The organism is Streptomyces sp. NPDC048370 (assembly GCF_043200825.1).
GTDB lineage: Bacteria > Actinomycetota > Actinomycetes > Streptomycetales > Streptomycetaceae > Streptomyces.
Genome location: NZ_JBICYI010000023.1, coordinates 57294 through 82113 on the forward strand (window position 1 = coordinate 57294; position 24820 = coordinate 82113).

General features: G+C 69.6%; 24 protein-coding genes and 1 pseudogene. 3 read left to right on the plus strand and 22 right to left on the minus strand.

The window, feature by feature from the left end:
• Window positions 1-405 precede the first annotated feature (405 nt).
• From ACGFYP_RS33750 to ACGFYP_RS33800, 11 genes are all read right to left on the minus strand, one after another.
• Window positions 406-651 (minus strand): NUDIX domain-containing protein, encoded by a 246-nt coding sequence (locus tag ACGFYP_RS33750; RefSeq protein WP_393501827.1) that lies wholly within the window; start codon window positions 649-651, stop codon window positions 406-408.
• 47 nt (window positions 652-698) lie between these two features.
• A complete protein-coding gene (locus ACGFYP_RS33755) occupies window positions 699-1358 on the minus strand; it encodes a PIG-L deacetylase family protein (protein ID WP_393501776.1) in 660 nt (219 codons plus the stop codon).
• A 9-nt stretch (window positions 1359-1367) separates the two neighbouring features.
• Window positions 1368-2255: an aminoglycoside phosphotransferase family protein gene (locus tag ACGFYP_RS33760; RefSeq protein WP_393501778.1), complete on the minus strand. Its 888-nt coding sequence runs from the start codon at window positions 2253-2255 to the stop codon at window positions 1368-1370.
• Between the two features lie 78 nt (window positions 2256-2333).
• Window positions 2334-3512: an enhanced intracellular survival protein Eis gene (gene eis, locus ACGFYP_RS33765; protein WP_393501780.1), complete on the minus strand. Its 1179-nt coding sequence runs from the start codon at window positions 3510-3512 to the stop codon at window positions 2334-2336.
• 17 nt (window positions 3513-3529) lie between these two features.
• Window positions 3530-4060, minus strand: a complete 531-nt coding sequence (locus ACGFYP_RS33770) for a MaoC family dehydratase (protein WP_393501782.1) — start codon at window positions 4058-4060, stop codon at window positions 3530-3532.
• Complete coding sequence (locus ACGFYP_RS33775) at window positions 4057-4914, minus strand: HpcH/HpaI aldolase/citrate lyase family protein (protein WP_393501784.1); 858 nt, start codon at window positions 4912-4914, stop codon at window positions 4057-4059. Before ACGFYP_RS33775 ends, ACGFYP_RS33770 begins: the two co-directional genes overlap by 4 nt.
• Complete coding sequence (gene dmpG, locus ACGFYP_RS33780) at window positions 4911-5939, minus strand: 4-hydroxy-2-oxovalerate aldolase (RefSeq protein ID WP_393501786.1); 1029 nt, start codon at window positions 5937-5939, stop codon at window positions 4911-4913. Before dmpG ends, ACGFYP_RS33775 begins: the two co-directional genes overlap by 4 nt.
• Complete coding sequence (locus ACGFYP_RS33785; RefSeq protein ID WP_393501788.1) at window positions 5936-6814, minus strand: acetylating acetaldehyde dehydrogenase; 879 nt, start codon at window positions 6812-6814, stop codon at window positions 5936-5938. Before ACGFYP_RS33785 ends, dmpG begins: the two co-directional genes overlap by 4 nt.
• A 36-nt stretch (window positions 6815-6850) precedes the next feature.
• A complete protein-coding gene (locus tag ACGFYP_RS33790; protein ID WP_393501790.1) occupies window positions 6851-7666 on the minus strand; it encodes a 2-keto-4-pentenoate hydratase in 816 nt (271 codons plus the stop codon).
• 164 nt (window positions 7667-7830) lie between these two features.
• Window positions 7831-8037: a hypothetical protein gene (locus tag ACGFYP_RS33795; protein ID WP_393501792.1), complete on the minus strand. Its 207-nt coding sequence runs from the start codon at window positions 8035-8037 to the stop codon at window positions 7831-7833.
• A complete protein-coding gene (locus ACGFYP_RS33800; RefSeq protein WP_393501794.1) occupies window positions 8034-8183 on the minus strand; it encodes a hypothetical protein in 150 nt (49 codons plus the stop codon). Before ACGFYP_RS33800 ends, ACGFYP_RS33795 begins: the two co-directional genes overlap by 4 nt.
• Before the next feature lie 206 nt (window positions 8184-8389).
• Between ACGFYP_RS33800 and ACGFYP_RS33805 the strand changes: the two genes are divergently transcribed.
• Both ACGFYP_RS33805 and ACGFYP_RS33810 read left to right on the plus strand, forming a co-directional pair.
• Window positions 8390-9751 (plus strand): tetratricopeptide repeat protein, encoded by a 1362-nt coding sequence (locus ACGFYP_RS33805; protein ID WP_393501796.1) that lies wholly within the window; start codon window positions 8390-8392, stop codon window positions 9749-9751.
• Window positions 9748-10638 (plus strand): glycosyltransferase family 2 protein, encoded by an 891-nt coding sequence (locus tag ACGFYP_RS33810; protein ID WP_393501798.1) that lies wholly within the window; start codon window positions 9748-9750, stop codon window positions 10636-10638. The genes ACGFYP_RS33805 and ACGFYP_RS33810 overlap by 4 nt, the downstream gene beginning before the upstream one ends.
• Before the next feature lie 347 nt (window positions 10639-10985).
• Here the strand turns inward: ACGFYP_RS33810 and ACGFYP_RS33815 are convergent, their stop codons facing one another.
• The 10 genes and pseudogenes from ACGFYP_RS33815 to ACGFYP_RS33860 form a co-directional block, all read right to left on the minus strand.
• Window positions 10986-11417 carry a protein phosphatase gene (locus ACGFYP_RS33815; RefSeq protein WP_393501800.1) on the minus strand — a complete coding sequence of 144 codons (432 nt, stop codon included), beginning with the start codon at window positions 11415-11417 and terminating at the stop codon, window positions 10986-10988.
• Window positions 11418-11545: 128 nt separating this feature from the next.
• A pseudogene (locus tag ACGFYP_RS33820) lies at window positions 11546-12615 on the minus strand (IS110 family transposase); the annotation flags it as partial.
• Window positions 12616-13049: 434 nt separating this feature from the next.
• Entirely contained in the window at window positions 13050-14222 is a 1173-nt protein-coding gene (locus ACGFYP_RS33825) for a hypothetical protein (RefSeq protein ID WP_393501802.1), read from the minus strand.
• Window positions 14219-16864, minus strand: a complete 2646-nt coding sequence (locus ACGFYP_RS33830) for a hypothetical protein (RefSeq protein WP_393501804.1) — start codon at window positions 16862-16864, stop codon at window positions 14219-14221. The genes ACGFYP_RS33825 and ACGFYP_RS33830 overlap by 4 nt, the downstream gene beginning before the upstream one ends.
• On the minus strand, window positions 16864-19428 hold the full coding sequence (locus ACGFYP_RS33835) for an ATP-binding protein (RefSeq protein WP_393501829.1): 2565 nt from the start codon (window positions 19426-19428) through the stop codon (window positions 16864-16866). Before ACGFYP_RS33835 ends, ACGFYP_RS33830 begins: the two co-directional genes overlap by 1 nt.
• Before the next feature lie 2 nt (window positions 19429-19430).
• Window positions 19431-20054, minus strand: a complete 624-nt coding sequence (locus ACGFYP_RS33840) for a hypothetical protein (RefSeq protein ID WP_393501806.1) — start codon at window positions 20052-20054, stop codon at window positions 19431-19433.
• Window positions 20051-20386: a hypothetical protein gene (locus ACGFYP_RS33845; protein ID WP_393501807.1), complete on the minus strand. Its 336-nt coding sequence runs from the start codon at window positions 20384-20386 to the stop codon at window positions 20051-20053. Before ACGFYP_RS33845 ends, ACGFYP_RS33840 begins: the two co-directional genes overlap by 4 nt.
• Before the next feature lie 8 nt (window positions 20387-20394).
• Window positions 20395-21324, minus strand: a complete 930-nt coding sequence (locus ACGFYP_RS33850) for a conjugal transfer protein (protein WP_393501809.1) — start codon at window positions 21322-21324, stop codon at window positions 20395-20397.
• A gap of 173 nt (window positions 21325-21497) precedes the next feature.
• Complete coding sequence (locus tag ACGFYP_RS33855) at window positions 21498-21716, minus strand: hypothetical protein (protein WP_393501811.1); 219 nt, start codon at window positions 21714-21716, stop codon at window positions 21498-21500.
• A gap of 122 nt (window positions 21717-21838) precedes the next feature.
• The gene (locus ACGFYP_RS33860; RefSeq protein ID WP_393501813.1) at window positions 21839-22660 is read right to left on the minus strand and encodes a hypothetical protein; all 822 of its coding nucleotides are present in this window, start codon (window positions 22658-22660) and stop codon (window positions 21839-21841) included.
• A 683-nt stretch (window positions 22661-23343) separates the two neighbouring features.
• On the opposite strand from ACGFYP_RS33860, the gene ACGFYP_RS33865 reads away from it, so the two are divergent.
• Complete coding sequence (locus ACGFYP_RS33865) at window positions 23344-23619, plus strand: hypothetical protein (RefSeq protein ID WP_393501815.1); 276 nt, start codon at window positions 23344-23346, stop codon at window positions 23617-23619.
• A gap of 286 nt (window positions 23620-23905) precedes the next feature.
• On the opposite strand, the gene ACGFYP_RS33870 is transcribed toward ACGFYP_RS33865, so the two are convergent.
• Window positions 23906-24076: a hypothetical protein gene (locus ACGFYP_RS33870; RefSeq protein WP_393501817.1), complete on the minus strand. Its 171-nt coding sequence runs from the start codon at window positions 24074-24076 to the stop codon at window positions 23906-23908.
• Between the last annotated feature and the right edge of the window lie 744 nt (window positions 24077-24820).

The window sequence follows — 24820 nt, forward strand, 5'->3', positions numbered from 1 at the left end:
TGACACTGCGGCCGGCACCGCTTACACACTGAGCTGAGACCTCAGGTGTCCCGGAACTCCTATACGGCCATCCTGACCTGCAAGAACACACTTCTCATGAGATCATCTTGCATAAATGCTCTGCACATATCGCCAGAGCACGCGTGGGACGGTGTGGATTTCGCAGCGCTCCGCTCGATTGAGTGAGCGCAGGCGGCCGCCCTTGAAGGAGACGACCGGCGCGCGTACGGCTACGGGATCACCAGGTCGGGAGACGGTCTGCCGGCTTGGGGTGAGGAGTCCCGCGTGCAGGGCCTCGTGCAGGGCGGGGACGATCTCCTCGGGCTTGAGGTTGACCGCGTCAAGGGCCTCGTGGGTCAGGGGGATCTCTTCGAGCAGGTACTCGCCGCGGTCTTCCTGGCTGAATTACGGGCCGGTGCGGTCCTCGAACGACCACGTGCTGATCGGTGTGAGGTAGAAGTGCTGGCGGTCGTCGCCGTCCTCCAGGACATGCAGCAGACGCAGATCCTCGGTCTCGCCGGCGATCTCCTCCTTGAGTTCGCGGCGCAGGGCATCCTCGTGGGTGGCGTCGGAGGTCTCGACCTTGCCGCCGGGGGTGACTGAGTAGACGGGGACGCCCGGCTTGATGCGCTTGATCAGCAGGATCGTCAGGTGGCGCGGACGCGTTCGGTCATCTGAATCTTCTGGTCAGGGGACCACTAGGGAAGTTCGGTTCGACTGGCGAACTCGATTTCTCTCGCCGTGCGGAAGAGCTCGGCGCAGTCCGAGCCCGGCTGGAAGCGCTCGACCACCCTGTGGTGCACATGCTGCCGGTAGACGACTTCGTCCAGCTTCCGGAAGACGTCCATGTCGAGCTGCTGCTGCGAGGCGAAGCACGCCAGGGCTTTCGCCTTGGTGTTCAGGAGTTCCTGGGTGCCCATGAAGATCTTGGTGGGCTCGAAGCCGCTGCTGTAGGGGGATCGAAAGTAGACCAGGTTGTTGGCGGCGCGCAGGGCGACCGTCGTGGCTTCCTGCGCGGTGACTCGGTGATCGAGGTGCTGATCGTCGGGAAAGTGGGTGTAGACGACGTCCGGGCGTGCCTCCTGGAAGACCTTGAAGAGGTCGGCGTTTATCTCTCCGCGATGCTCGATGAACCGTGTGTCGGGGATAGTCGAGAAGGTGTACTCCTCCACGCCGAGGATCGCGCCGGCGGCCAGGCACTCAGCTGGGCGCTCCGCTGTGCCGTCCGATCCGGGTGCCCCTGTCGTGAGGCAGTGGACCCGAATATGGGCGCCGCCTCGTGCGTACTCGTGGATACGCATACCCATGGAGATCTCGGCGTCGTCGGGATGGGCCACCACGATGAGGATGGTTGTCATCGGCCACGGCTACTCGTGCGTCATGCGAGTGAGGACGAGGTGTCCGCGCTCGACGAGTGCCGGTTTCCGCTTGGTGAGGCCGGTGGCCAGGTAGGAGACGGCGAGCCTTGCGGTCAGCAAGCGCAGCGCCCTCTCCTCGCTCTCCGACAGCTGGCGGCCGTATCCGGCGAGGTAGGCGGACCGGAGGTCGGGGCGGGTGGCCCATACCGCCGCGTACAGCCACACGAACTCTTCGACGGCGATGCCGTGGCCGGCCCTCTCGAAGTCGATCACGCCGTGACCGCGCTGGGGGTGCCACATCCAGTTCCGGGTGGCGTAGTCACCGTGCCGGTACACGACGGGGAGGCGCTCGGCGACCTGCGGCAGCTCCAGGGAGACGCACTTGACCAGGGTGCGCTGCTTGTTGTCGAGGTGTCCGGCAGCATGCTCCAGGCAGGAGGCGGCTTCGTCGGCCTGGTCTGCCATGGACGTGCGGATGATGTCGCGGTCTTGTTCCGAGGCCGGGGCTGAGGCGTCGTGCCAGCGCCTCAGCAGATTCCCGGCCCGTTCGTGGACGTACTGCTCCTCCTCCCGGTCGAGAGGCAGGTCCCGTACGACGCGCCCCGGCTGCGACGAGGTCATGATCGCCTGCAAGCCGGGGTCTGCGGCGAGGAGGCGGGGTGCCTCGTGGGGGGCGAGGACCCGCGCGGCGTATGCGTAGCCGACGACCTCGCGCTCGTAGTCCTTCGCACTCGGGCTGAGCTTCACGAACGTGTCGTCCTCGCCTGCGGGCACCCGCCAGACTCTGGAGTCGCCCCGGTCCCAGGAGACGTCCACGGCCTTGTCCGCGTTCGCGTCCGGCAGGTTCTCGGTGATCCATTGCCACAGGTCGGACGGGATGGAGGCGCTCTGAGTCATGAAGTGATTTCTCCGAATCGCATACGGGGAGCCCGTAGGGGACGAAGGGTACTGTGGTGGCCTCGGGGCTCATATCGGTCAGAAGTGGTCAGCGAGCCACGGTTCGCGGTCCGCGGCGGCGGCCAGGAGCTGGGTGAGACGTCGCGGAGGGCCGTTGATGCCGGTCAGCGCGGCGGCGGCCGTACTGCGGTATCCGCCGGCGTACCAGACAGCGAACTGTCCCCTGGTCAGTATGAGCTGTCCCTCGCCGGTGGTGGGCTCCAGATCCCCCTTGCCGTTGGTGATCCGGAGCATGAACCGCTCGGTGGCGTCACCACCCTCGGTGACGACTTCGATGGGGAGGGTGAGATCCGCCTCCTCGGGCCAGCCGCGCAGTTGCACGGCCTGGCGCAGGTCCAGGATGCGCAGCATCCAGGGGTGCCAGGACCGTGCGGTCAGGGAGCCGGGGCGGTGGAGGTGGTGCAGCAGTAGCGGTGCGGGTGGCAGGCCGGTCCGCTGGAACGCGACGGTGGGGATGCGGCTGTTGTGGCGGCCGAGGAACGCGAACATCGCGGCGGCGGCTTCCTGGTCCGCTGCCCAGAAGTCGTGCACGACGATCTGGCGTCCCTCGATGGGGTGAGGCTCGTTGGCCACGGAGAGGACTCCGGTCGGCTCTCGTCCGGAGCGGTTGAACCGGTAGGTGGCCAGGCCGGGGTGCTTCTGCTGCTGCCAGTGCTCCCACCAGCCGGGCCGTTGCCACGTCCCGTTCCACGAGGCGGCCAGGTCGTTCTGGAGCAGGCGGGCCTTCGTGGATGTGCCGTGGGCGATCTCGAATCCGGACTCGGCGAAGCGGCGTTTCAGCTCGTCGGTCGGGACGGTCCATGAGTACACCGGGGTCGGGGCCTCCCAGCCGAGGCGACGGGCGTAGCCGTTGGAGGCGGTCCACAGCGTCGAAATCACAGCGCCCTGGTCACGCAGCGGGCGGAGGCGCTCGGAGATCATGCGGATGGAGAGGTGGGCGCCGCGCTCTTCCGGGGCGACGCATCCGGCGCCGAGGAGGGCGGAGGGCACGGGGGCCCCTCCGAAGAACTGGGGGAGGAGGAGGCCGAGGCCACCGGCGACGACCTGGCCGTCCCGGACCGCGACGCGGAGGTCCGCGTGGGGCCGCAGAAGGGTGATGTCGTCCACGGGGTGGCCGTAGCTTCGGGTCGCGAGGTCGTTGTACTGCTTCAAGAGGTCGTCGTCGGTGACCTCTGTGATCCGGGTGGAGTCGGGCATGTGACGTTCCGCCGGTTCTAGTAGTTGGTGTGGTCTCGGATGGTGTCAGCGTCGAGGGGGACGAAGAAGCTCCTCGTGAACGTCATGACGGGCTCGTTGTCCTGGTTCCGGCCGGTGGTGCGGCAGGTGACGATCCCCGTCCCAGGTCGGCTCCTGGATATCCGGCGGCCGGTGATCTCCGTCTCCGCGTAGAGGGTGTCGCCCACGAACACCGGGTGGGTGAACCGGATCTCCTCGAAGCCGAGGTTCGCGAGGGTGAGACCGCTGGTGCTGCGTACGGTCATCCCTCCGACGATGTGGAGGGTGATGCTGCTGCACACCAAAGGGCGACCCCACTCGGTCAGGCTGCTGTAGTGGGCATCGGTGTGGAGGGGGGCGTCGTTGCCGCTGAGCGTGGTCATCAGGATGTTGTCGGCTTCGGTGATGGTGCGTCCGGGGCGGTGCTCGATGACCATGCCCACGGTCAGTTCCTGGTACCCGAGGCCGACGACTTCCCGGTAGCGGCCCTTGGCGATCTGCCGGTACCCCTGGGGGACGCTCGTGGTCATCCCGTCACCTCGCGCGGCGTGCGGGCTCGGGTGAGGAGATCGCGGGCGGCGGCGACCATGGGCGGCCCGATCATCTGGTGGCCGACGCGGACGATGCGCCCGTCGGCGGTCTCGGCGGCGTCCACGATGGCACGCGCGGCGTCGATCTCCTCGGGGCTCGGGCTGAACACCTCCGCCACCGTGGGGAGCTGGCCGGGGTGTACGCAGCTCTTTCCGGCGAAGCCGAGGGCCTTGACGTTTTCGGCTTCACGCCGCAGCCCGTCGAGGTCGTCCAGGTCGAAGAAGGGGGAGTCGATGGCGGGGATGCCCGCGGCGGCGGCGCTGGTGACGACCGCGGACCGGGCGTGCAGCATCGGCTCCCACTCCATGGTGCTGCCGGTGGCTGTCGCATAGTCAGCCGTCCCGAACAGGACCCCGGCGATGCGATCGGCCCGCACGATATCCGGCAGCGCCTCCACGGCGCGGGGGGTCTCGATCAGCGCGTACAGCAGGGGCGAGTATTCGGGGGTGTCGAGGGCACCAGCGACGATCTCGAAGTCACGGGGCGATTCCACCTTGGGTACCAGGATGATCGGCGGCTTGACTGCGAAGGCCGAGATGGCGGCCAGGTCGTGAACACCGTCGAGGGTGGTGGGAGAGCTGATCCTGACACCGAGGGCACAGTCGGTCGCTGCGGAAGCGGTGAAGAAACTGCGGGCGGCGGCGCGGGCGGTCGGCTTGGCCGCAGCGGGGACGGAGTCCTCCAGATCCACGAGGGCGACGTCCGCGCCACACTGGTGCGCGGTCGGGAACCGGCCGGGACCGTGGCCCGGGGTGATGAACCACACCCCTGCCGGGGCGGCCACGCCGGTCACTGGTCCGCCCCCTGTGCCGCGAGGCTGCGGGCGGCCTCCCGGATCACGTCTTCCTGCCCGGCAATGACCTGACGGCGACCGAGTTCGTGGAATAGGTCCCAGGGGTGGACGCCTTCGCGAGCGGCGGCCTCCAAAACGGGTTTCTTGAATCCGGAGAAGACGCCGGCGAGGCCGGACGCGAGGCTGGTGGAGTCGATCGTCGGCGGGGCGGGCATGAGGGCCTTCTCGGCGAGATCGGCGGCATCGGCCAGGCGGCGCACGTCGATCCCAGTGGGGTGGCCGTAGCGTTCCAGCACGGGCACGAGGACTTCCAGTTGGGTGTTGCCCGCGCCCGCGCCGAAACCCCGGGCGCACGCGTCGATGATGCGGGCACCGGCCTTGGCGGCGGCGACGGAGTTGGCCACGGCCATGCCGAGGTTGTTGTGCCCGTGGAAGATCACGGGCACGTCCACGGCGGCGGTGATGGACCTGATCCGGGAAGAGACGTCTTCGGGCAGGTAGTAGCCGGCGCTGTCCATGATGCCGACGGCCTGCGCCCCATAGTCGACCAAGAGGGCGCACTGTTCGCCGAGCTGCCCGGGGTCGGCCATGTGGCTCATCATCAGCACGGCCTGCGCCTCGGCGCCGAGTTCCCGGATCGCTCCGAGGTGGCGCTCGGCGGCGGTGGCCTCGGTGCAGTGCACCGCGATACGGGCGATGTCCGCGCCGTGGCGCACGACGGCGTTGCGGAGGTCGGCGGAGGTTCCCCAGGCGGGAGCCATGAGGACGGCCATCTTGCTTTGGGTGAGGGCCTCACGGACGGTGGAGAGCATCTCGTCGTCGCTGAGCTTGCTGTGGCCGACCTGGAAGGAGGACGCGCCGAGTCCGTTGCCGTGGCCGATCTCGACCACGGGGATGCGGGCCGCGTTGGCGGCGGTTGCGTAGGACCGTATCTGGTCACGGTCGAGCTGGTGGCGGACGGCGTGCTGGCCGTCGCGCAGCGTGGGGTCATGGATGATCAGGCCGCCCTGATCGCTGGGGGTCATCGCGCGTTCTCCTTCGCTACCCGGGTCTGGGTGAGGGCGTGCTGCTCGGCGGCGTAGATGGCGGCGGCGCTAATCACTTCGAGGTTGCCCGCGTGCACCGGCATGTTGGTGCGGGTGGCGGTGACCTCCACGGCCGCACGGATCGTGTCGTCGGCGACGGCGCACGAGGTCACACGGAAGCCGGGGACGAAGGCCCGCATGGTCTCGGCGGCCGACTCCACGAGCTTGTGGACCGGCTCCGCCTCGACGCCGGGGGCCACGAGCGTCATCGCGCTGCGAAACCGGGGCGGCGGAGAGGCGGGGCTGATGTTCAGCATGGTCTTGGCGGTGGCGGCCCGTGTGAACTGCTGGATTGCGGCCTGGGTCGTCTCGATGTACTCGTCGAGGTTGAGTCGGCTGGCCCGGCCGACGCTCCGGGTGGCGGCCGTGGCCACCATCTCCACGTGACGAGGAACGTAGTGCTGGGCGATTGCGTGGAGGACGGGGATCGACGTCTGGCCGCCGCAGGAGGCGAGGCTGATGTGCCGGTGCGTGGCTGCCTGGTCGCCGTTCACGGCCGGAACGATCAGCGCACCGACGTTGGCGGGAGTGAGGTTGATGACCGTCGTCCCGGTGTCGGCGAGCTGGGTCCAGTGCTCGTGGTGGGCTGAGGCGTTGGTGACGTCGAAGACGATGTCGAAGACCTCGTCCGAGTCCGTCAGTGCGCTGATGCTGCCCGCAGTGGTCGTGCAGCCCATCTCGGCGGCCTGGCGCAGGCCGGTGCTGTGGGCCGCGCGGCCGATGACGAGGCCGCAGCGCAGGTGCGGGGAGTTCTGGATGCGCTCGATCAGGTCGAGGGCGAGGAGACCGGTACCGAGGACGGCCGTGTTCAGCACGGTGTACTCCGCTCGTCGTTGGAAGAAGGGGCGGGGCTAGACGGCTTGCATGTGGATGGCGGGGAGCCGGGTGGATGTGGCCCGGATGTCCATACCGGCGGTGAGCGGGATACTCGCGTGCACCGAGCCGGCCAAGACGATGTCTCCGGCGCGGAGCGGGACGCCCAGGGCGGGGAGGCGGTGCGCCAGCCACACCAGCGCCTTGAGCGGGTCGCCGAGGATGTCGCGCCCTTCCCCTGCCGCCGCGGTCTGCCCGTTGACGCTCACGGTGATCTGCTCGGCGGCGAGGTCCCACGCGCAGTCGAGGGGGCGGGGGTTGCCGATGATGACCCCGGCACAGGCGGCGTTATCGGCGATGCTGTCGACCAGCGTGATGTTCCAACCTGTGAAACAGGTGTCGAGGAGTTCGAACGCGAGGAACACCTCCTTCACAGCAGATCGGGCCGTGACCAGGTCTGCGGGGGAGCTCAGATCGCGGCCGAGGCGGAAAGCGAACTCGGTTTCGATCCTGGGGGTCATGAAGTCGGCAACGCGCAGGTGGGTCCCGCTGGGCGAGATCGTGTCGTCCAGGACGAATCCGGAGTCGGGTTCATGGATGTCCATCTGTCGCTGCATGGCGAGCGAGGTCAGCCCGACCTTGTGGCCAGCAACACGCCCGCCAAGCAGTACCCGCTGCCGCATGTTGATCTGCTGAATGCGGTAGGCATCATCGAGTGTCAACTCCGGGAACCGGGCAGCCAGCGGTGGTACGGGGATACGGGAGCGCGTCGCGTCGGCCAGTTCCCTGGCCAGGTTGGCGAGGTTCTGTTCCTTCTCTCCAGGATTCACACCGGAGTTCAGCAGCTCGGTCATCTGTCCGTTCTCCTTCGCTGGTTGCGACGGGATAGTGAACTTGTGGTCTTTTCACTGACCGGGCGTGCCGGCGACGGCCAACACGACCACGGCGACGGTGGAGACGACGACGTAGGCGAAGACGGCGAGATGCTGGCGCCAGCCGGGCCAGAGGCGTAATCGGGTCACGGCATGAGCTGGACGTTGTCGGCCGCAGTGGTCCACTCGATCCCGGACGCGGGACGGATGTGCGCGACGCGTAGGGTCCGCCGGTTGGCCTTCTCGTGGACGATCGCGGTGAGTTCGCCCTCGCCCCGGCTCGCGATGTCCCGCACCGTCTTGTGCAGCCACGGGTGGCCGTCCTCGTGGAAGAGGGACGCTGCGGTGCTCATCGCGTGGTCTCCTCGTTGGCCTGGTCATCATCCTCGAACCGGGCGAGGAACGCCGCGTATCCGTCGGCGCCGCGGGCGAAGAGCTCGGGACTGGGGACGCCGTACTCCGGCGTTTCGTCGGGGTCCTGGGGGAGGGGCGTGGTCATGGCGCACTCCTGCGGGTGAGGTTGGCAGCAGCGGGCCGCAGGCGACGGGGACGCACCACGACCCGCTGCTTCGGGGGGAGCACTGCCCGGAGTTGTCGATGCTCCGGGGTGCGTGCATTCAGTGAACCGGCGATCACGCTGTGCCGGTACGGTGTCCACATCAGAAACCCGTTCAAGCCGTTCAAGATCGTTTGAGGGGGCAGGAAGTGACGGGTAATCGGACGCCGAATACCGCGTTGGCGGCTGTCATTGTCGAGGCTGGGATCACGTACTTAGCGCTGGCGAGGGAGATCCGCGCCGTCGCGGCGGAGGCCGGGGAGATCCTGGGTACCGCGCCGTCGGCTATCGCCTACTGGGTCGCCGGCGGAACGCCTAACGGTCAGACTCGCGCATATATCGCCGAGGCTCTGTCGCGAAAGATCAAGCGGAAGGTGACGGTCTCCGAGATCGGTCTAGGCTGCGCAGGCATCGGGGAGGCCATGGGGGCCGATCCGCTGGCCACCGCCACCGATCTCGGGAGATCCGTGATGCTCCGTCGCAGGGAATTCCTCAACTCCGCCTTCGCAACGGCCGCCGTCGGGCTCCCGCTCAACTACGACCACGAGGCCGTCGCCGCCACGCTCAAGGCGGCCCGAACCGGAGCCCGGATCGGAGTCGAAGAGGTCGCCGTCGTCCGCCAGCTCACCGAGACGTTCCGCAGCGCGGATGAACGACTCGGTGGCGGGCACGGCCTCACGACGGTCACCGCGTACCTGACCGACACCGTGGTCCCCACGCTGGAAGGGAGATTCCCCTCCGACATGGTCCGCGGACAAGCCTTCGGGGCGGCTGCCCAGTTGGCGACTCTGGTCGGTTGGAAACACCACGACCTCGGCCGCGAAGGCGCGGCCCAGCAGTATTACCTGCTCGGCTACCAACTGGCGTGCGAGGCCGATCCGTATGGACATGCCGCGTGGATGATGCGGGCCATGACCCACCAGGCGCTCGACCTCGGCCATCCCGATTCCTGCGTCCAACTCGCGGAGGAGGCCCTGCGGCGCGCGTCGGGAAAGGTCGACCCGCAGACGGAGGCCCTGCTGCTGGTCACTTGCGCCAGGGCGCACGGGACGAGCGAAGAGGGCGGGAAGGCGGCGCGGGCGCTGCTAGCTGCGGAGGACGCGTTGTCGGACGCGAGGGATCCGGTGCCTTCGTACGCCGCCGCTTCCGGCCCTATCGCGGCGACGGTCGCCTCGCACACAGGCAAGACGCTGACGGCGATGAAGGACTATCCGGCGGCCGAGCGGCACTACCGTACGGCGTTGATGGGCCGTACGCCGGGCACGTACCAGCGCGTGCATGGCCTGACCTTGGTGAACCTCGGGAAGTCGGTGGCGGCTCAGCACCGTCATGAGGAAGCCGTGGGCCTGTGGAGCCGGTCGTTGGACTTCATGGACGGAGTGGTCTCCGACCGGAACAGACAGGAGATCAAATCCATTCGGGCGGCGGCGGCCGGCTACAGGAGGCGCAGAGTCCCTGGAGCGGCGAGCTTGGGTGAGCGTGCCACCGAGCTGCTGCGGGCTCAGGCATGACGGGCCGGGGTACGGGCACACAGGCGGTTGGCGTCGTGGTGCTGACTATGGGAGACCGGGCGAAAGAACTCCGCGCGCTTCTTGAGTCGGTGGCGGCCCAGGAAGGCGACTCCGCGACCGTCGTGGTGCTGGGCCAGGGCGTGAAGCTCCCTGATCTCCCGGGCGGTGGCGCGGCCATCGAGCTCCCGCAGAACCTCGGCATCCCCGGAGGCAGGAACGCCGGGGTGCAGTGGCTTCGCGAGCACGACGGCGTCGACATCGTGGTGGTCCTGGACGACGACGGACTGCTGCCCCGCACCGACACCCTGCGACTCGTCCGGGAAGCGTTCGCCGAGAACCCGCGCCTGGGGATTGTGAGTTTCCGTATCGTGGACGAGGAGGGAGTCAGCCAGCGCAGGCACGTCCCGCGCCTCGGGGGTGCCGATCCACATGTGTCCGGCCCGGTCACGACCTTCCCGGGAGGGGCGCACGCCATCCGCATGGGCGTGATCAACCAGGTCGGCGACTTCCCGGCGCCGTTCTTCTACGCGCACGAGGAGACGGACTTCGCATGGCGCGCCCTGGACGCAGGGTGGGAGATCCACTACCGGGCCGACATCGTCCTGCGCCACCCCCGCACCGACGCCTCCCGCCACGCGGTCTACTACCGCAACACCGGCCGGAACCGCGTGTGGCTGGCCAAGCGCCACCTCCCTGCCGTGCTGGTGCCTGTGTACCTGGCCGCATGGGCGGCGTACACCGTCGCGCAGAGGCATCCGCTGCCCGGCCTGAAAGCGTGGTGGGCGGGGTTCTTCGAGGGCGTGAGGGTGCCCTGCCCGCCCCGGCGGCCGATCAGGTGGCGGACGGTGTGGCGGATGACCAAACTCGGCAGGCCCCCGGTGATCTGAATGACGAAGCGCCCGTTGATCCGCTCCGGGGCGGTGCCCGTTTGGCGGGCCTCCACGCCGTGTCGGAGAGAGCTGTGACTGTCCTCATCCGCAGTACGACTGACCTCGAACCCTGGCTTCCTAATGCTGTTGTCACCGTCGGAGTGCGACTCATTCGCTCAGGTGAGTACGAGGTCATCTGCTCACCTGGCGTCCATGTCTTCGGCCATGTCGTACTCGTCGACGTCGAACTCGGCGCAGGTGGCACTGAGGAAGTCCAGGACCTTGCGGTCCAGAGCCTGCATGCGCACGGCAGCGGCGACCTGGACCGAGGTGACCCCCTCGCCAGCGCCGGCGAGTTGTCGCCGTCAGTCGGCGAAGCGGAGGACGTAGCGCCTCTGCCAGGGGGTTTCGACGGCACGGGTGTCGTAGTTCTGGCGCACGAAGTCCACTGCCTGGCTGGCAGGTATTCCGTCCAGGACGGCGAGACAGGCCAGGGCTGTGCCGGTTCGGCCACGGCCACCGCCGCAGGCGATCTCGACGCGTTCGACGCCGGCACGAGCCCATACCTCACCAAGGATGGCTTGGGCCTGGATGTGACTACTGGGCAGCCAGAAGTCTGGCCAGCGCAGCCACTTGACTTCCCAGGGGGCCTCGGGAGGCCGCCTGCCGAGCAGATAGACGGCGTAGGCAGGCGTCGGACCGGCCGGAACCGGTCGGCGAAGCGCGCGGCCACGGACCAGGCGCCCGGAGGGAAGCCGCAGCACACCAGTGTCATTCGTCTTCCAAGTCTCGGTCACCCGCTCACCGTAGTTGCCGCAAGCGGGGACGGCCTGTCCGCCCCGGGCTGTACGGCGCCATGGGCACGTTCACACGTACTCGACTGGGACATTGGCGGGTACGCGGACAATGCGTGCCCCAACAGTGAGGCAGTCGCGGTGACCGGAGGTGTGACCTGGTAGCACCGGCGGTCACGGATCAGGGCCCAGATGACGTTGACGCGTCGGCGGGCGAGGGCGAGCACGGCCTGGACGTGCTTCTTACTCTCGGCGCGTTTAGGTTGCCGCTGACCTTGCCCGAGTCGCGCGGTCTGGGAGCGACGCCGGCGAAGGCGGCCAGGGCGTCCGGGGAGTCGAAGTCATCCAGGTCCCCGCCGACGGCGGCAAGGAACTCGGCACCGAGGGTCGTGCCGATGCCGGGGACGCTCAGAACGATGTCGGCGAGCTCGTTCTCGCAAAACCGCCCCTCGATGAGCTTGTCCATCTCGGCGATCCGATCATTGAGGGCCATCACCTCCTCGGCCAGGGTGTGGACCAGCCTCGCGGCGGTCTTCTCCCCTGGAATGGATGTGTGCTGCCGCTCGGCGGCCTCGACGGCCGCTTCGGCCAGGGCTCTGGCGTAGCGGACCTTGCGGTTGGCCAGCCACCTCGTCAGCCGAGCGACACCGGTGCGGCGGATCGCAGCCGGGGTCTGGTAGCCGGTCAGCAACCGGAGTGGGCCGGTGTTGGTTACGTCCAGGGCCTGCTCCAGGGCAGGGAACATGCTCAGCAGGGTGCCGCGCAGGCGCTTGACCACACGGGTGCGGTCCTCGACCAGGTCGGAACGTCGCCCGGTCAGCAGCTTTAGCTCGACGGCCGCCTCGTCGCCGAGCCGAACGGGCCGTAGGTCGCGGCGCATTCGGGCCTGGTCGGCGATGGCGTAGGCGTCGCGGGCGTCTGTCGTGCCCTCGCCGCGGTAACCGTCGGAGGCCCGGTTCACCAGCCGGCCGGGCATGTAGAGGACCTCCTGACCGTGACTGACCAAAAGGGCCAACAGCAGTGCGGGTTCCCCGCCGGTCATGTCGATGGCCCAGGTGACCTCACGGCCGTCGGCCAGGTCCAGGACGTCGCCGATCAGCTTCAACAGCTCTGGCTCGTCGTTGGCCACCCGCCGCGACAGCAGCGTCTTGCCGTCCGTGTCCAGGGCCAGGCCGTGATGGTGGCCCTTGCCGCTGTCGATCCCCGCTTATATCCGGCTCATCGCGCTCCTGACGTGCGTGTTCGATCTGCTCGTGCCACGGACGACCTCGCCGGCATTGCTCTACACAGCGACTTGTTCGCACTTCCTAATCGGCGGCCGAGTCGTCGTGGGGTGCCGGGCGGCGAAGCCAGGGAAACCACGAGACGGCAGCCGCCTGATAGCCACACCCAGCACCCCTGGGCGATCCAACCCTACGAATGGCTCGATCAACCCGAGCAAGAAGGTAGAGCTGCCTGACCACTTTGAGCCGCTGCAGGCGTGGTCCCGAGTTCGGGTGACGGCCCCAAATGCCCGTCTCCAGACAAGGGTGGCCAATAGCGACGGGTCACCACCTGTCGCGGGGCATTGGCAATCCGTGGTCCGACGTCCCGGGTCATGGGGGAGTTTGCCTGGCCCGCGACCTTGTCGGGGTGTCATCCGCCTTTGGGGAAGTACGGCGGTGCCCAGCCGAGGTACGTGGCGCCCCACACGGTTTCGATGTCGGTGGCGTTGACGATGTCGATGTAGCCGCTGCGCCGGATGTCGTTGGAGGCGATCTTCCCGCCGCCGAGGTAGATCGCGACGTGCCCGGCTCGCTTTCCGGTGTCCCAGTACATCAAGGCTCCGGGCGGGGGAGTGCGGTCGCGGTCGTGGCGCATGGAGGCGGGCATCTGCCGGTAGTGGTCGATGGCGTACTGGACGCCGGAGTAGGACCAGCCGTAGGTGCGGGCGACGAAAGCGAGACAGGCCCGGTACCAGTCCTGGCCTCCTCTGGCGGCCTCTTGGCGGGCCCAGTTGATCGCCGCCGCCGTGGAGCGGGGGTTCCTCACAGCAGCGGGCCAGTCGGCGGCGCCGTCGTGGAACGCCGCACCGCCCGGTGCACCGGCCGGGCCGGAGCCGGAGGGGGTGAGCTGGTCGTAGGCGTGGACGTGGCCGATCACCTCGTCCGCGTACGCTCCGGACTGGTTGTAGCGGAGAACTGCTTTGCGGAGCTGTGCGTCGGCGGTGAGGTCGCTGCTCCCGTTACCGCAGAGGTAGACGCCGGTGGCCTGGGCGGCGTCGAAGATGTTGTGCGGGTCCTTGGCGCCGTCGCCGTTGCCGTCCTGCCCGGAGGGACCCTGCCAGGTGGAGGGGATGAACTGCATCGGGCCGACCGCCCGGTCGTAGACGTCATCGCCGTCCAGAACACCCTGGTCGGTGTCGCTGTGGACGCTGGTGTTCCCGCCCGCCCCGGATCCGTTGAGCCGCACGCCGTAGATCCTGGGCGACACGCTGCCGTTCGCCGCGACCGTGCGCCCGGAGGCATGGCCGGACTCCACCTTGCCGATGCCGGCGATGACGGACCAGCGCATCCCGGAGCACTTCGGCCGTCGCGCGGTGACGGCGGAGGCAGCCCGGGTATAGGCGGCAAGGACCACCGGGCCGATCCCGGCGACGCTCGCCGGGGCGGTGCCGGCCACCGGCGCCGAAGAAAGTCCGGCTTCCTCCTCGTGGCCGGAGGCCCCGCTGGCCACGGCGGCGACGAAGAGGATGAGCAGCCCGACGACGAACGCCAGCGGAGCGAGCAGGACCGAACCGACCCAAATCGCTGTCTTCGTCGTGCTCACGGCCGGCCCCGACTGCCGCGCGGTGCCGGATTCGGGGTCCGTGCAGGACGGGCGGGGCGCGGTGTGGCCGAGGCCTGCGGGGCGCCGGGGGCAGGGGAGGGCTGGGTCCGGATGCGGTGCAGCCGTTGCCGGAGCATGGCCTGGGCCGCTCCGGCCGGCGGCTGCACGACCCGCGGCGGCACGGGACGGCGCCGTACTGCCGGCGCGGCGGGAGCGGGAGCAGGTGCCGGTGGGGGTGTTTGCGGGCGAGGTGCAGGACGCGGGCGTCGTACGGGCGGAGCGGGCGGGAAGGGGCCCGGGCGGCGCGGCGCGCTGTAGCGGCCCAGCCCGCCCCGGCCGGTCACGATCCGGCCGAGCGAGCGCAGATTGTGGGTGTACTCCCCGCCGAAGTCCGCTGCCGGCGCCACGACATTCTGGTGCACCGCCTGGACCGTCTGCTGCACACCCTCAACCGCACTCGCGCCCGCGGAGGCGGCCCGGCCGGGCAGGGCGGCAGCCGCGGCACCGACGCGTCGGGCGGCCCGCGGCCCGTACACCGGAAGCCCCACCGTCGCCTTGAGCCCAAGCGCGGTGGTTTTCACCGCGCCCTTGGCGCCGGCGATGGTGGTGCGGCCGGCGAGCTTTGCCGTCCCCGCCACAGCACGGCCGGTACCGCGCAGGGCACGGCCTCCGAGACTGGCGGCCAGACGGCCCGTACCTGCCCGGCCGACTCCGACGGCCGCACTGGCGCCGCCGGTCGCGGCGAGCGTGCCGAGCATGAGCCCGCCCATCAGCAGCTTCTTGCCCATCCCAGCGCGCTTCGGCTGGCCGAGGTCGGACGGAGAGACCGCGCCGCCGGCCACGCTGTTGCCAACGCGGGCCCGGGCCCGCATGGTCAGAGAGCGGGTGGCGCGCGTCAGACGCTTGCGGTAGAGGAAGGCGCCGACGACGACGCAGTCCAGGACGACGAAACGGATGGTGATCCCGCCAGGGATGTCGGCGTCGGAGGCGTTGAGGACGGTGTTGACGACGACGATGAACACCGCGATGGCGATGATGGAGACCAGGAGGAGCGCCAGGGCGCGGGCGATGGCGGTCGCGCGGTCCCAGAGCCAGCCACGCCCGGGTCCGGGCAGGACACCGAAGGCGAGCGCGACCTTCGCGATCATCGCCTCGAGGGCGATCTGCAGCTGGGCGAACAGGAAGCTGAACGTCAGCGCGATCATGAAGAAGCAGGTCAGGAACGCGGCGATGACCATGAAGAAGGCCCCGCCGACCTTCTCCATGCTGGCCTTCTTCGCCGACGCGGCGCCTTCCTTGACGCACGCGGCCTCGAACTCCTTCAGCGGCCCCTTGGCGGCGAGCTTCTCGCGGATGACGGTCTCAGCGGGCTGGGTCGTCGCGTCCACGAGGTCGCTGAGGGTCCCACCGATGAAGGGGACGTCCTTGACGAACTTGTCGTCGGCGGCCAGGATCTCGTCGATCTTCTGGTCGAATACGGCCTGGGAAATACGGGACTGGCGGAACAGCGTGCCGCACTTGGGACCCTTACCGTCCTTCGGGTCCTCGAAGGCCCGCCCGTAGGAGAGCATCATCGCCGGGCGGGCGACGAACGCATCGACCAAGGCGTCGGTGATGGGCCGGGCGATCGAGCCGGCCGAACTGCGCACCCGCTGCCCGACCGTCGCGCCCTGCCCGGGCTTCTCCCACGTGTTTCCGGCCGTCGTCGTGGCGGTGCTGCCGGCGTCGATGGCCTCCTTGTCCAGGACCAGCGCGGCGGTCTCCACCGCCAGGTCGCGGACCGCGGCGACCGCGCCGCGGTCCTTGGACAGCAGCATCTGGGGCGGCGAGGCGAGCGCGCCGACGGCGAGCGCGGAGATGACCATCGCCGCGGCCATCTCGCCCCACCCACGCGCCCGGTTGCCGAACAGCAGGTGCCAGGAGGCCACCACCGCTGAGAACGTCAGGAACAGCGCGGGCAGCCCCAACTGCATGATCACCCCGCCATACAGCGAGGTCGAGATCTGCAGAGCGGGCTTGAGGAGCAGGCCGGCCAGGGAGAACGACAGCGCCCAGGCGATCAGGAAGCAGGCGAAGGAGACCAGCCACTTGTTGCCGAGGAACATCATCTCGACGAGGAAGTGCTCGACCTTGAGGTCCCAGTCGTTCCAGTCACCGGTGTCCGCATAGACACGGTAGGCGGAGACGGGGATGTTGTTGCGGTCAGTGACCTCGAACGCGGACAGCACACCGCCCTGGGATGCCTGGGTCTTGAGGTAGTTGTCCACCTCCTTCTCCCAGGCTTCCTTCGCCTTCTGCTCCTTCGCCTTCCTCTCGGCGGCCGCGTTCTTCTCCGCCTCCCGGCCGAGCTCCTCCAGCGAGATGCCGTCCTTGGGCGGGGTGAAGACCGGAGGGGGCGCCAGCGGATTGTCCGGATCGACCGGCGGCACCAGCGGCCAAGGCGTCGTCGCGGACGGGGTGGGCTCCGGGGCGGCAGCGGCCACGGAGGCCAGCGTCAGCGACGAAACGCTGGCGAGCATCAGCAGCACCACCGCGACCAGCATCGCCCGGCCCGGCCGCAGCCACCGCAGTACAGCGGCCGCACGGCCCCGTATCCCCACACCCAGATGCGCCGCGCTGGGCACGAGGGGCTGGCGGGGCATCAGGCCGCCTGCCGCACGGGCTGGGAGTGAATGTTGTCGGCGACCTGCCGGTCGGCCGGGATGACGACCTGCATGGTGCCGATCCGGCCGGTCAGATCGCGGTGCAAGCACTCGCCGGCCCGTGCGGACCGCTCCGCATCGTTCATGTCCGGCCGGTTGGGGGACAGACCGGTGGTGACCAGGGTGAGCAGGTCTTCGTCCTCGGGATTGCAGCCCAGAAACGCAAGGCCCCTTCGGGCGAGGTTCCGGTTGGTGTGACGGAAGAGGAATTTGCGCGGGATCAGCCCGCGCAGCATCTGGCCCTTCTCGCTGGAGGCGGGGCCGATGTCGTCCTCGTCGTGCCCGCCGAACCAGGCGCCCGCGTTGTGCTTGCGACCGTCCTTGACCAGCTCGATCGCCAGGTCCAGGCCCTCGGGGGACGAGGTGAGCCACCAGCACTCGTCCCACACCACGACCGCGAACTCATCCGGCTGCGCGTAGACGATCTTCCGGCACAGGGCGGCGATCAGATACATCACCGCACGACCGAACGTCTTCTCGAACTGCAGCTTCTCCAGCCGGCCCGCCTCGAGCTCGCTCTTCGTCGGCAATGCCAGGGAAGCGACGGCGAAGATCACACTGTCGGCAGTGGAGTTACGCACCACCGGCAGCGACTCGTCGAACACCGCGCGGGCAAGGTCCTTGCGGCGCACCGCTGCCAGCCGGCGTGCCGCCATTGCCGCGAACGTGTCCTCGCCCGCGCCCCGGTTGGCCAGCTCCTCGACCAGAACCCGCATCGAGGGGTTCGGCTCTTGAAGGACCGCCTCGATCGCCTCCGACAGGGCGATTCCCTCATCACTCATCGGCGCCAGCCCCAGGAGCAGAGTGAGGAACGACTCGGTGAACCGCTGCGCCTCCGAGGACTTGGTGAAGATCCTCAGCGGGTCCAGAGAGATCCGCGCCTGGTCGTCGATGGTGATGATCTCGGTCTCGCCGGGACATGCCTCGGCGAAGCGCACCCATTCCTGCTGCTCGGTCCGGTCCACCACCACGGCCCGGCCCCGCGTCACACCATTCCGGCGCCGCCCGGCGGCGAGCACCGAGAACATGGCGCCCTTCATGCCCACCGACTTGCCGCTGCCCAGCTCGCCGACCCACGCGGCCGCGGCCGACACGTTCTCCCTCGGACCGCGCGACCAGTCGCACAGCACCGGCCGTACCCCGCCGCCTGCCAGCTGCAGACCGTACAAGGGACCGGTCTCGTCCCCCAGCGCGCTGCCGGTGAAAGGGCCGGCCATCGCGAAGTCGCGGGCGAGGAGGTACTGCGCGTACTGGGCCATCACCGAAGGCGTACGGGCGCCGGGCAGCATCCCGTACCAGAGGTTCTCCTGCTCACCGCGCGGCCGGGCGAAGGTGTACTCAGCCCCGGCGAAGTGCCCGGCCAGCTCACCAGCCCGCCGCTCCGCCTCCTCGGGAGTGCCGCCCCACACGCACAGCGCGGTCATCGCCCGCACCTCCACCTCCGTCTGGGAGGACGTCAGACGCTCGCGGAACTCATCCAGGCCCGAGGCCGCCTTGTCGACGCTGGCCGGCACCCCGGCCGTCTCCCCGTCGTACTCCTGGTACTGGTTGGCCAGCTCCCGCGCCTGGCGCCGGCTCTTGGCCTCCGCCTCCGCGCCGCCCGCCACCTGCAGACGCACCACCCAGTCGACGGGGAAGGAGAAATCGTCCAGCTGGCCGAGATACTCCGAGCCGGGAAACGCGAACGTCTCGGGCATCTCGGCGAGCGCCAGCATCGCCTGGTACGACGGCCCCCACTCCGTCGTCACCTCCAGCCACCGCCGAGCGAACGGGTTCCCCCGCCCCTTCGTCCCGCGATCGCCGGCCGTATCGCCGTCCTGGGCCTGCCCGGCAAGCAGGTTGCCGCCCTCGGCCAGGACCACCTGCCCCAGCGCGGCCGCCCCCCGCCCGCGCCCCCGCATCCGCCGCTCGCCCTGCGCACCACCGGGCAGGACCGGCTCGACCAGGCCGCGCCGCGCGCTGTGCCCGTAGATCCACAGCACCTCAGCCGTCGACGCGGGACGCAGAGCGATCCCCGACGGCAACATCGACACCAGACGCTCCGCCTGGGCCAGGCGCAGCTCCTCCTCACGCGCGGACACCGGCCGGGGAAGCAGCCCCAGCGCCAGGGCGACCTCGGCGCGCGCGGCCGCGAACACCTCGCGCACCGACTCCCCCCGCTGCATCGGCAAGGGAAGAGCCAGCCAGTCCGACCGTCCCGTCAGCTCTAACTGCTCCAACTGACCACGCAGAACCTCAACGCTCCGGTGGTAGCGCGGAGAGGCAACCAGGTCGATGTCCGCGCACATCTTGGCCACCACCGCAGCCGGGTCCACCGCCGGGCACAGACTCAGCAGCATCGACTCCCCCCGCAACTGCTTGACCAGCGCCTCCAGATACCCCAGCCGCTGCTGCTTGGCACGCCGCGACGCGTGAGCCGTATCAGCGCCCTGCACCCGAAAGACCGCCCAGACCGTCCCCTGCGTCGTCCACACGACGTTCCCGGCCACGTGCCGGATCGGCATCCTCACCGCTCACACCCCCGCCCATCCGTACGCACCGCTTGAATGCGTGCACGTTCCTGACGCAACGCCAATAGACCGGCGGCCACCGGCACCGGCCGACCGCCCCCCGTTCCCGATGAAGAAACGGCCTCCCCGGCCGAAGGCGGGGCCGCCGGGTTCACCTGCTCCCCGGCCACCCGACGCGCGTCCTGATCAGGCGCCGCCGCTCGCGTCCAGGTCACGCTGCACACACCCACCAGCGGCCGATAGCGGCCCAGGGCCTTCACCGGCCTTCCACCGAGCCGCCCCGCGGCCGGCGCCACCACAGCCCCGCCCGCACTCACCGCGACCAGCAGCGGATTCCGCCCGTCAATGTGGACATGACGGACCACCAGCGACAGCACATACGGCACACCGATCGCGATCACGACGTTCACCAGCCCGAAGTGCGCCCACACCCCACGCGTCAGCATCAAGGCCGCGAACACGACCGCGATCACGATCGCCTGCGGCACCGTGTACGGGCCGCCCCAGATCGCGCCACGGCCCCCCGGCCACTTCCCGATCATCAGCGGATGCCGACGCGCCTTCGTGTAGCACCGGCCGACCAGCACCTCGTCCCCGGCCGACGCGGCGTCCGCGCTCACAGCACCTCACCGCCAGGACCCGAACCATCCGCCGGATCCACGACCCGGACGACCGCCGGCCCGCGCCCCTCGGTCACCGACGGCACACCACCCCCGCCCGGCTTGATCGTCTCCCCGACACTGTCGCGGAACACGACCGCGTTCATCACGGCGAACCACAGCGCCGCCGCACCCAGGAACGCCGCGCCCGCGGCCAGCACCGACTTCGACTTGTTCCATGTGGTGATCACCGAGACCACCAGCATCACGGACATCACCGTGCCGACCAGCAGATCCCGGATCCGTGAGCCCAGCCCCTCGGCGTCGGTGAGCGCATCCGCCAGCACCACCACGTTCCCCATTAGTTGCTCCCTTCCTTCGTCGCACCAGAACCAGCCGAGACAGCAAGGAGAGGGGCCGCCTCGACGGCCTCCACCTCCCACCGCCCATCCCGTGCCTTCAGCGCGACCGCATACGTCAGCGGCCGCTCGACGCCTGCGTGATCAGCCGCCGTGACGTTCACCAACAGCCGCCGACGGGTTCCATCCGCAATCTCTGCGCCCTCGGGGAAAGCCGCTCCCGGCGCCTTCGTCCCGTACTCCGCGATCCGCCCCAACTTCGCCGACGCGTACGGCGCCGGCACGATCGACGTCAGCGTGCTGCCCGGGGTCATGTACCGGTCCAGCTCCCCCTCGCCTGCCAGATACGAGGCGAAGAACCCTCCAAGCGTCCGCACCCCCGCATCCGCCTGGCTGGGGTCAACGCCCTGCCCGTAGATGAGCGCGGGCGCCTTCCCGACCGCCGGAGCACCTACCTCCGCAGGAAGCGAAACCGCGGTGAGTGCCCCCGCGGGCCCGGACCGCACCGGCACCCGGAAGTACCGCAGCACTGCCACCCTTGACGCCGCTCCGACGTGGCCCTGCCCCTGCGCCGCAGGCTCCGTGGCCGCGGCGGCCTTGATGGGGCGGATACGAGCGGCGACCGTCACCGCCCAGTAGCCGTCCGAGACGGCACGCACCCGCACCGCCGCGACCTGCTCCACCACCTGGCTCCCCGGATCAGCAGAAAGCACCACCGACTCCGCGTCCGGCAAGAAGGCGGCCAGCGAAGCCTCCGTCCCTTCCCCGGCTTCCAAGTAGGCGCTCACGAACAACTCCGCGAACCCGCTCGGACCGGCCGAGGTTTCCACGGCCGAACTCACGGTCCGCTCCGGCGCAGCCGCACCCACCGCGACGTCCGGCTGTGCCAGCAGCGCCCACGCCCCCAGGGCCGGCCCGGCCAGCAGCAGCACCCAGGCCGCCCGCCGCAGGACCGTCACCGCGTTCGCCGCAGCCCCCAAAGACCCCAGCGCCCACCCGCCGGCCTCCACCGGCAGCTCGGCCGACTCCTGCTTCGACCGGCGCCGGCCCCGAGGCCCGGACCGTCCGCCCGCACGCTCACGGGCCGAGCCGTCCACCCGGCGCCTCACGACAGCGCCTCCCGCAGCCGCGCGGCACGTGTGCGCCGGGTCTGCTCCGGCAGCTCCGCCCACCGGGCGAACGCCTCACGAGCACACGGAGCTTCATCCCGCAGATAGGCGCGCATCGCCTCCTCCGTGTCCGGAGAGAACGGCGCGACCTCCAACAGCGCGGCCAGCTCTCCCAGACGGCGGCGGGCCCGCACCAGGACCGCCTCATCCGACACCCTTTCCACCACAGCCGACTCCTCCAGTACCGGCTCACCGGCGGCCGATCCGCCGTGCCACCCCCGCAAGGAGCCGCCCAGGCCCGAACGTGACACCCGCGCCCAAGTCAATTCGGAGAACTTCACGCGGCCTGCACCCACTGCTCGGCGACCGCCCGCAACTGCGCAACACTCCGGCTGCGCCGCTTACGCCACGTCACTGCCGACACCCCCGCCTGCTCTGCTGCCGACCGAGCTTCCTCGCGCGCCTCGCCCGCGATCTGCTGCGCCCGCGTCCGGGTCAGCAGCCCCTTCTGCACCCCCCACAGCAGCAGCTCGGCCAGCTCGGCCTGCGCCGACTCCGGCTCCGCAAGATCCTCCGCCAGCCCACCGGCCACGGCCTGTTCCACCAGCGCGTTGCGGCAGGCGGTCTCCGCGACGTTCTCGGCACCCGGAAGCTCCAGCAGCGCCGGATCCCACCCCAGCCCCCGAGGATCGTCGTTCTTCAGCTCCCGGCTCGCCCGGTGCAACGTCTCCAACAACACGTTCGCGGCGACCTTCTGACTCCGGTGCAGCGGATAGGAGCGGACCACTCCGTACAGGCTCGCCACCACGGCCTGCCCCACCTCGTCGAAGTCCCGCTCGGGCCGCAGGAACGAGAGCGTCATCTTCACAGCCCCGTCCAGCATTGCCTGGACCACCACCCGAGCCGCCAGCCGCGCGTCCGCGCCCTCGCCCGACGCCTCTGCCAGAAGGGCCCCCATCCACCGGTCGCTGTGCGCACGGCCCAACCGCCGGTCCCGCACGCCGATCCAGCCGAGCAGCTCCTCCAACTCCATGGTGCCCTCGCCCCGGCGCAGCACGCCGGCCCGCTCCAGCCAGCCCCGCACCCGCGCACCCGAGCCCGGCTCGGCACACACCAGCGCCCACTCGGCGTTCAGTCCCTTGAAGACACGGATGTCCACGACACGGCCCCACTTCCTTGATCACGTGTCGTCGACTGTCCTCAGCACCCCTGACCCAGAAAGTGACCCAGAACCACAAAACAGCAGGTCAAACGGTTGCCCAATCGGCAACCCAACCCCGAACCCCCACCGGGTCACCCCACCCAGCCCTCTGGGTCACCATCCGGCGCGCAGGCGATTCACCCCGGCTCCGCGAATCCGCAGGCGCTCAGACAAGATGAATCCGCCTCGTACCCTCGTCACGTGACCCAGCTGCCGCGCCTCGCCGCCCTCTACGGCGTCGCCGCCGGCATCCTCATCCCACGCGCCGCAGACCGCCTCTCCGTCCAGCCCGAGACACCCAGGCGCGCCAACTGCCCGCAGGGTCACCCGATCCGGACCTCGACCGAACCCGCCCGCAGCGCAACCTGCAGCCGCCCCCTCCGGGCCATCCGTCCTTCCGGTCACGCTGACCACCGCGCTGGGCTGCGCGCTCCTTGCTCACGTCACCGGACCGCGCCCCGAGCTGATGGTCTGGCTTCTCGCCGCCCCGGTTCTCGTCCTGCTGGCCGTGGTCGACCTGACGGTGCACCGCCTCCCCGACGTCCTCACCCTGCCGCTCGCCGCCCCCTGTCCTGTCTGGGCTCGGCGCCGCAGCCCTCCTCCCCGGAGCGGGCGGATCGTTCACCGGGGTGCTCGGGGGCATGCTCACGATGGTGGGCGGGTACTTTGTGCTCTTCCTGATCAGCCCGCGCAGTCTCGGATTCGGCGATGTGCAGCTCGCCCTCGACGTCGCGCTCGGCTGGTACGGCTGGACGCCCCTCGTGGCGGGGGCGATGGCCGCGCAGGTCCTCGGCGGCGTCTACGCACTCGCACTGCTCGTGTTTCGCAAGGCGTCCCGTAAGTCGGCCGTTCCCTTCGGGCCCTTCCTCGCGAGCGGGACGTTGCTCGGCCTGCTCCTGGGTGCCGCCAGCGCCTGAACCCGGTTGCCCCATTCGTTGCCTCGCCGGTCGCCCGGCTGGGTGCCTCACGCGTTGCCCGGCTGGTCGCCTCACTGGTTGCCGACCTATTTCACGGCACCGTCTGTCGCCGCAGGTCAGCCCCAGTGGGTCACCTTTTCGCGACGCCGACACCTCTTCCTGTACCAGGAAGAGGACTTCTTCCCTCTCCATCGGGCGGCTCGGCCGAAGCCTCCGGCCTTGCCGGCCGCACGTCATGCGAAGGCCTCCGCCACCTGGTGGTGACGGAGGCCAGGACCAGTCGGGGTCAGCTGCGGGGGCCGCGCCGGTCGGCGACGGCGACCGTGCCGGTCACGATCGCGAGCAGGATCCACGTCATCCAGATCAGCGGCCGGATTCCGGCCGCGACCGTGGTGACCACGGTCGCGACCAGACTCGCTGCCGTGCACACGATCAGCGCCTTGCTCACCTTTCCCATAGGGTCATCCTCCTCTCGGCGTGCGGCGGTGGGCGAGGCCGTCGTGGACGTCGGGCGGGCCAGGCAGGACGCGGTGAAGGAACTACGAACAGGCCGCACACTGGCGGAAGTGGGGGCGCTGCTCGGCCTCTCCGTCCCCCGCGTCGCCCAACTCGGGAAAGGCAAGTAGGTGAGGACCACGCCCGGTCGCCCCACCTCGACATGCCCCTCGGGCAAGGTCCGCTATGGCGACAAGCTCACGGCGAAGGTGGCCATGACCCGGGCCAGCATCGCTGGCCGTGGCGAGCAGCGGGTGTACCGCTGCCCCCGTGTCACGGCTACCACCTCACCAGCACCCGAAGAAGTAGCGGCCACCCCATTCCGACACGGCCCGTACGTGCGGCTGAGCGGCACGACGCCGCGCGGTCCTCGATCTTCCGACGTCCCGGCCAAGAAACCCCGCCAAGTCGACCGGAGCGCTGCGTCCGCTGGGGGAAGATCAAGTGGGACACCGTCGTCATCGCGGGTGGGGGAGAGATTCTTGGCGAAGCCGAAGAAGAAGCACGGGGTGCGTATCCCGTATGTCGTAGACGATCTCGGGAGTATCTACGACCGGCATGCGATCGACGTGAAGCCGCACCCTCCGTACTTGCCGCCCTTGAAGTGCAAGGAGCCTCCGCCAACTTGAAGTCCCAGGTCAAAGGGCTGGTGTGATCGGCTCTCGTGGTGCTCGTGCTGGTCGCGGGCGGAAGTCTGCGGACAAGA

What these genes read in the sequence shown, in the direction of transcription:
- ACGFYP_RS33870 (WP_393501817.1), bottom strand. Translation starts at nt 24,076, where the DNA reads ATGGGAAAGGTGAGCAAGGCGCTGATCGTGTGCACGGCAGCGAGTCTG.
- ACGFYP_RS33790 (WP_393501790.1), bottom strand. Translation starts at nt 7,666, where the DNA reads ATGACCGAGCTGCTGAACTCCGGTGTGAATCCTGGAGAGAAGGAACAG.
- dmpG (WP_393501786.1), bottom strand. Translation starts at nt 5,939, where the DNA reads ATGACCCCCAGCGATCAGGGCGGCCTGATCATCCATGACCCCACGCTG.
- ACGFYP_RS33830 (WP_393501804.1), bottom strand. Translation starts at nt 16,864, where the DNA reads ATGCCCCGCCAGCCCCTCGTGCCCAGCGCGGCGCATCTGGGTGTGGGG.
- ACGFYP_RS33760 (WP_393501778.1), bottom strand. Translation starts at nt 2,255, where the DNA reads ATGACTCAGAGCGCCTCCATCCCGTCCGACCTGTGGCAATGGATCACC.
- ACGFYP_RS33800 (WP_393501794.1), bottom strand. Translation starts at nt 8,183, where the DNA reads ATGACCACGCCCCTCCCCCAGGACCCCGACGAAACGCCGGAGTACGGC.
- ACGFYP_RS33755 (WP_393501776.1), bottom strand. Translation starts at nt 1,358, where the DNA reads ATGACAACCATCCTCATCGTGGTGGCCCATCCCGACGACGCCGAGATC.
- ACGFYP_RS33835 (WP_393501829.1), bottom strand. Translation starts at nt 19,428, where the DNA reads ATGCCGATCCGGCACGTGGCCGGGAACGTCGTGTGGACGACGCAGGGG.
- eis (WP_393501780.1), bottom strand. Translation starts at nt 3,512, where the DNA reads ATGCCCGACTCCACCCGGATCACAGAGGTCACCGACGACGACCTCTTG.
- ACGFYP_RS33810 (WP_393501798.1), top strand. Translation starts at nt 9,748, where the DNA reads ATGACGGGCCGGGGTACGGGCACACAGGCGGTTGGCGTCGTGGTGCTG.
- ACGFYP_RS33865 (WP_393501815.1), top strand. Translation starts at nt 23,344, where the DNA reads ATGCTCACGATGGTGGGCGGGTACTTTGTGCTCTTCCTGATCAGCCCG.
- ACGFYP_RS33795 (WP_393501792.1), bottom strand. Translation starts at nt 8,037, where the DNA reads ATGAGCACCGCAGCGTCCCTCTTCCACGAGGACGGCCACCCGTGGCTG.
- ACGFYP_RS33770 (WP_393501782.1), bottom strand. Translation starts at nt 4,060, where the DNA reads ATGACCACGAGCGTCCCCCAGGGGTACCGGCAGATCGCCAAGGGCCGC.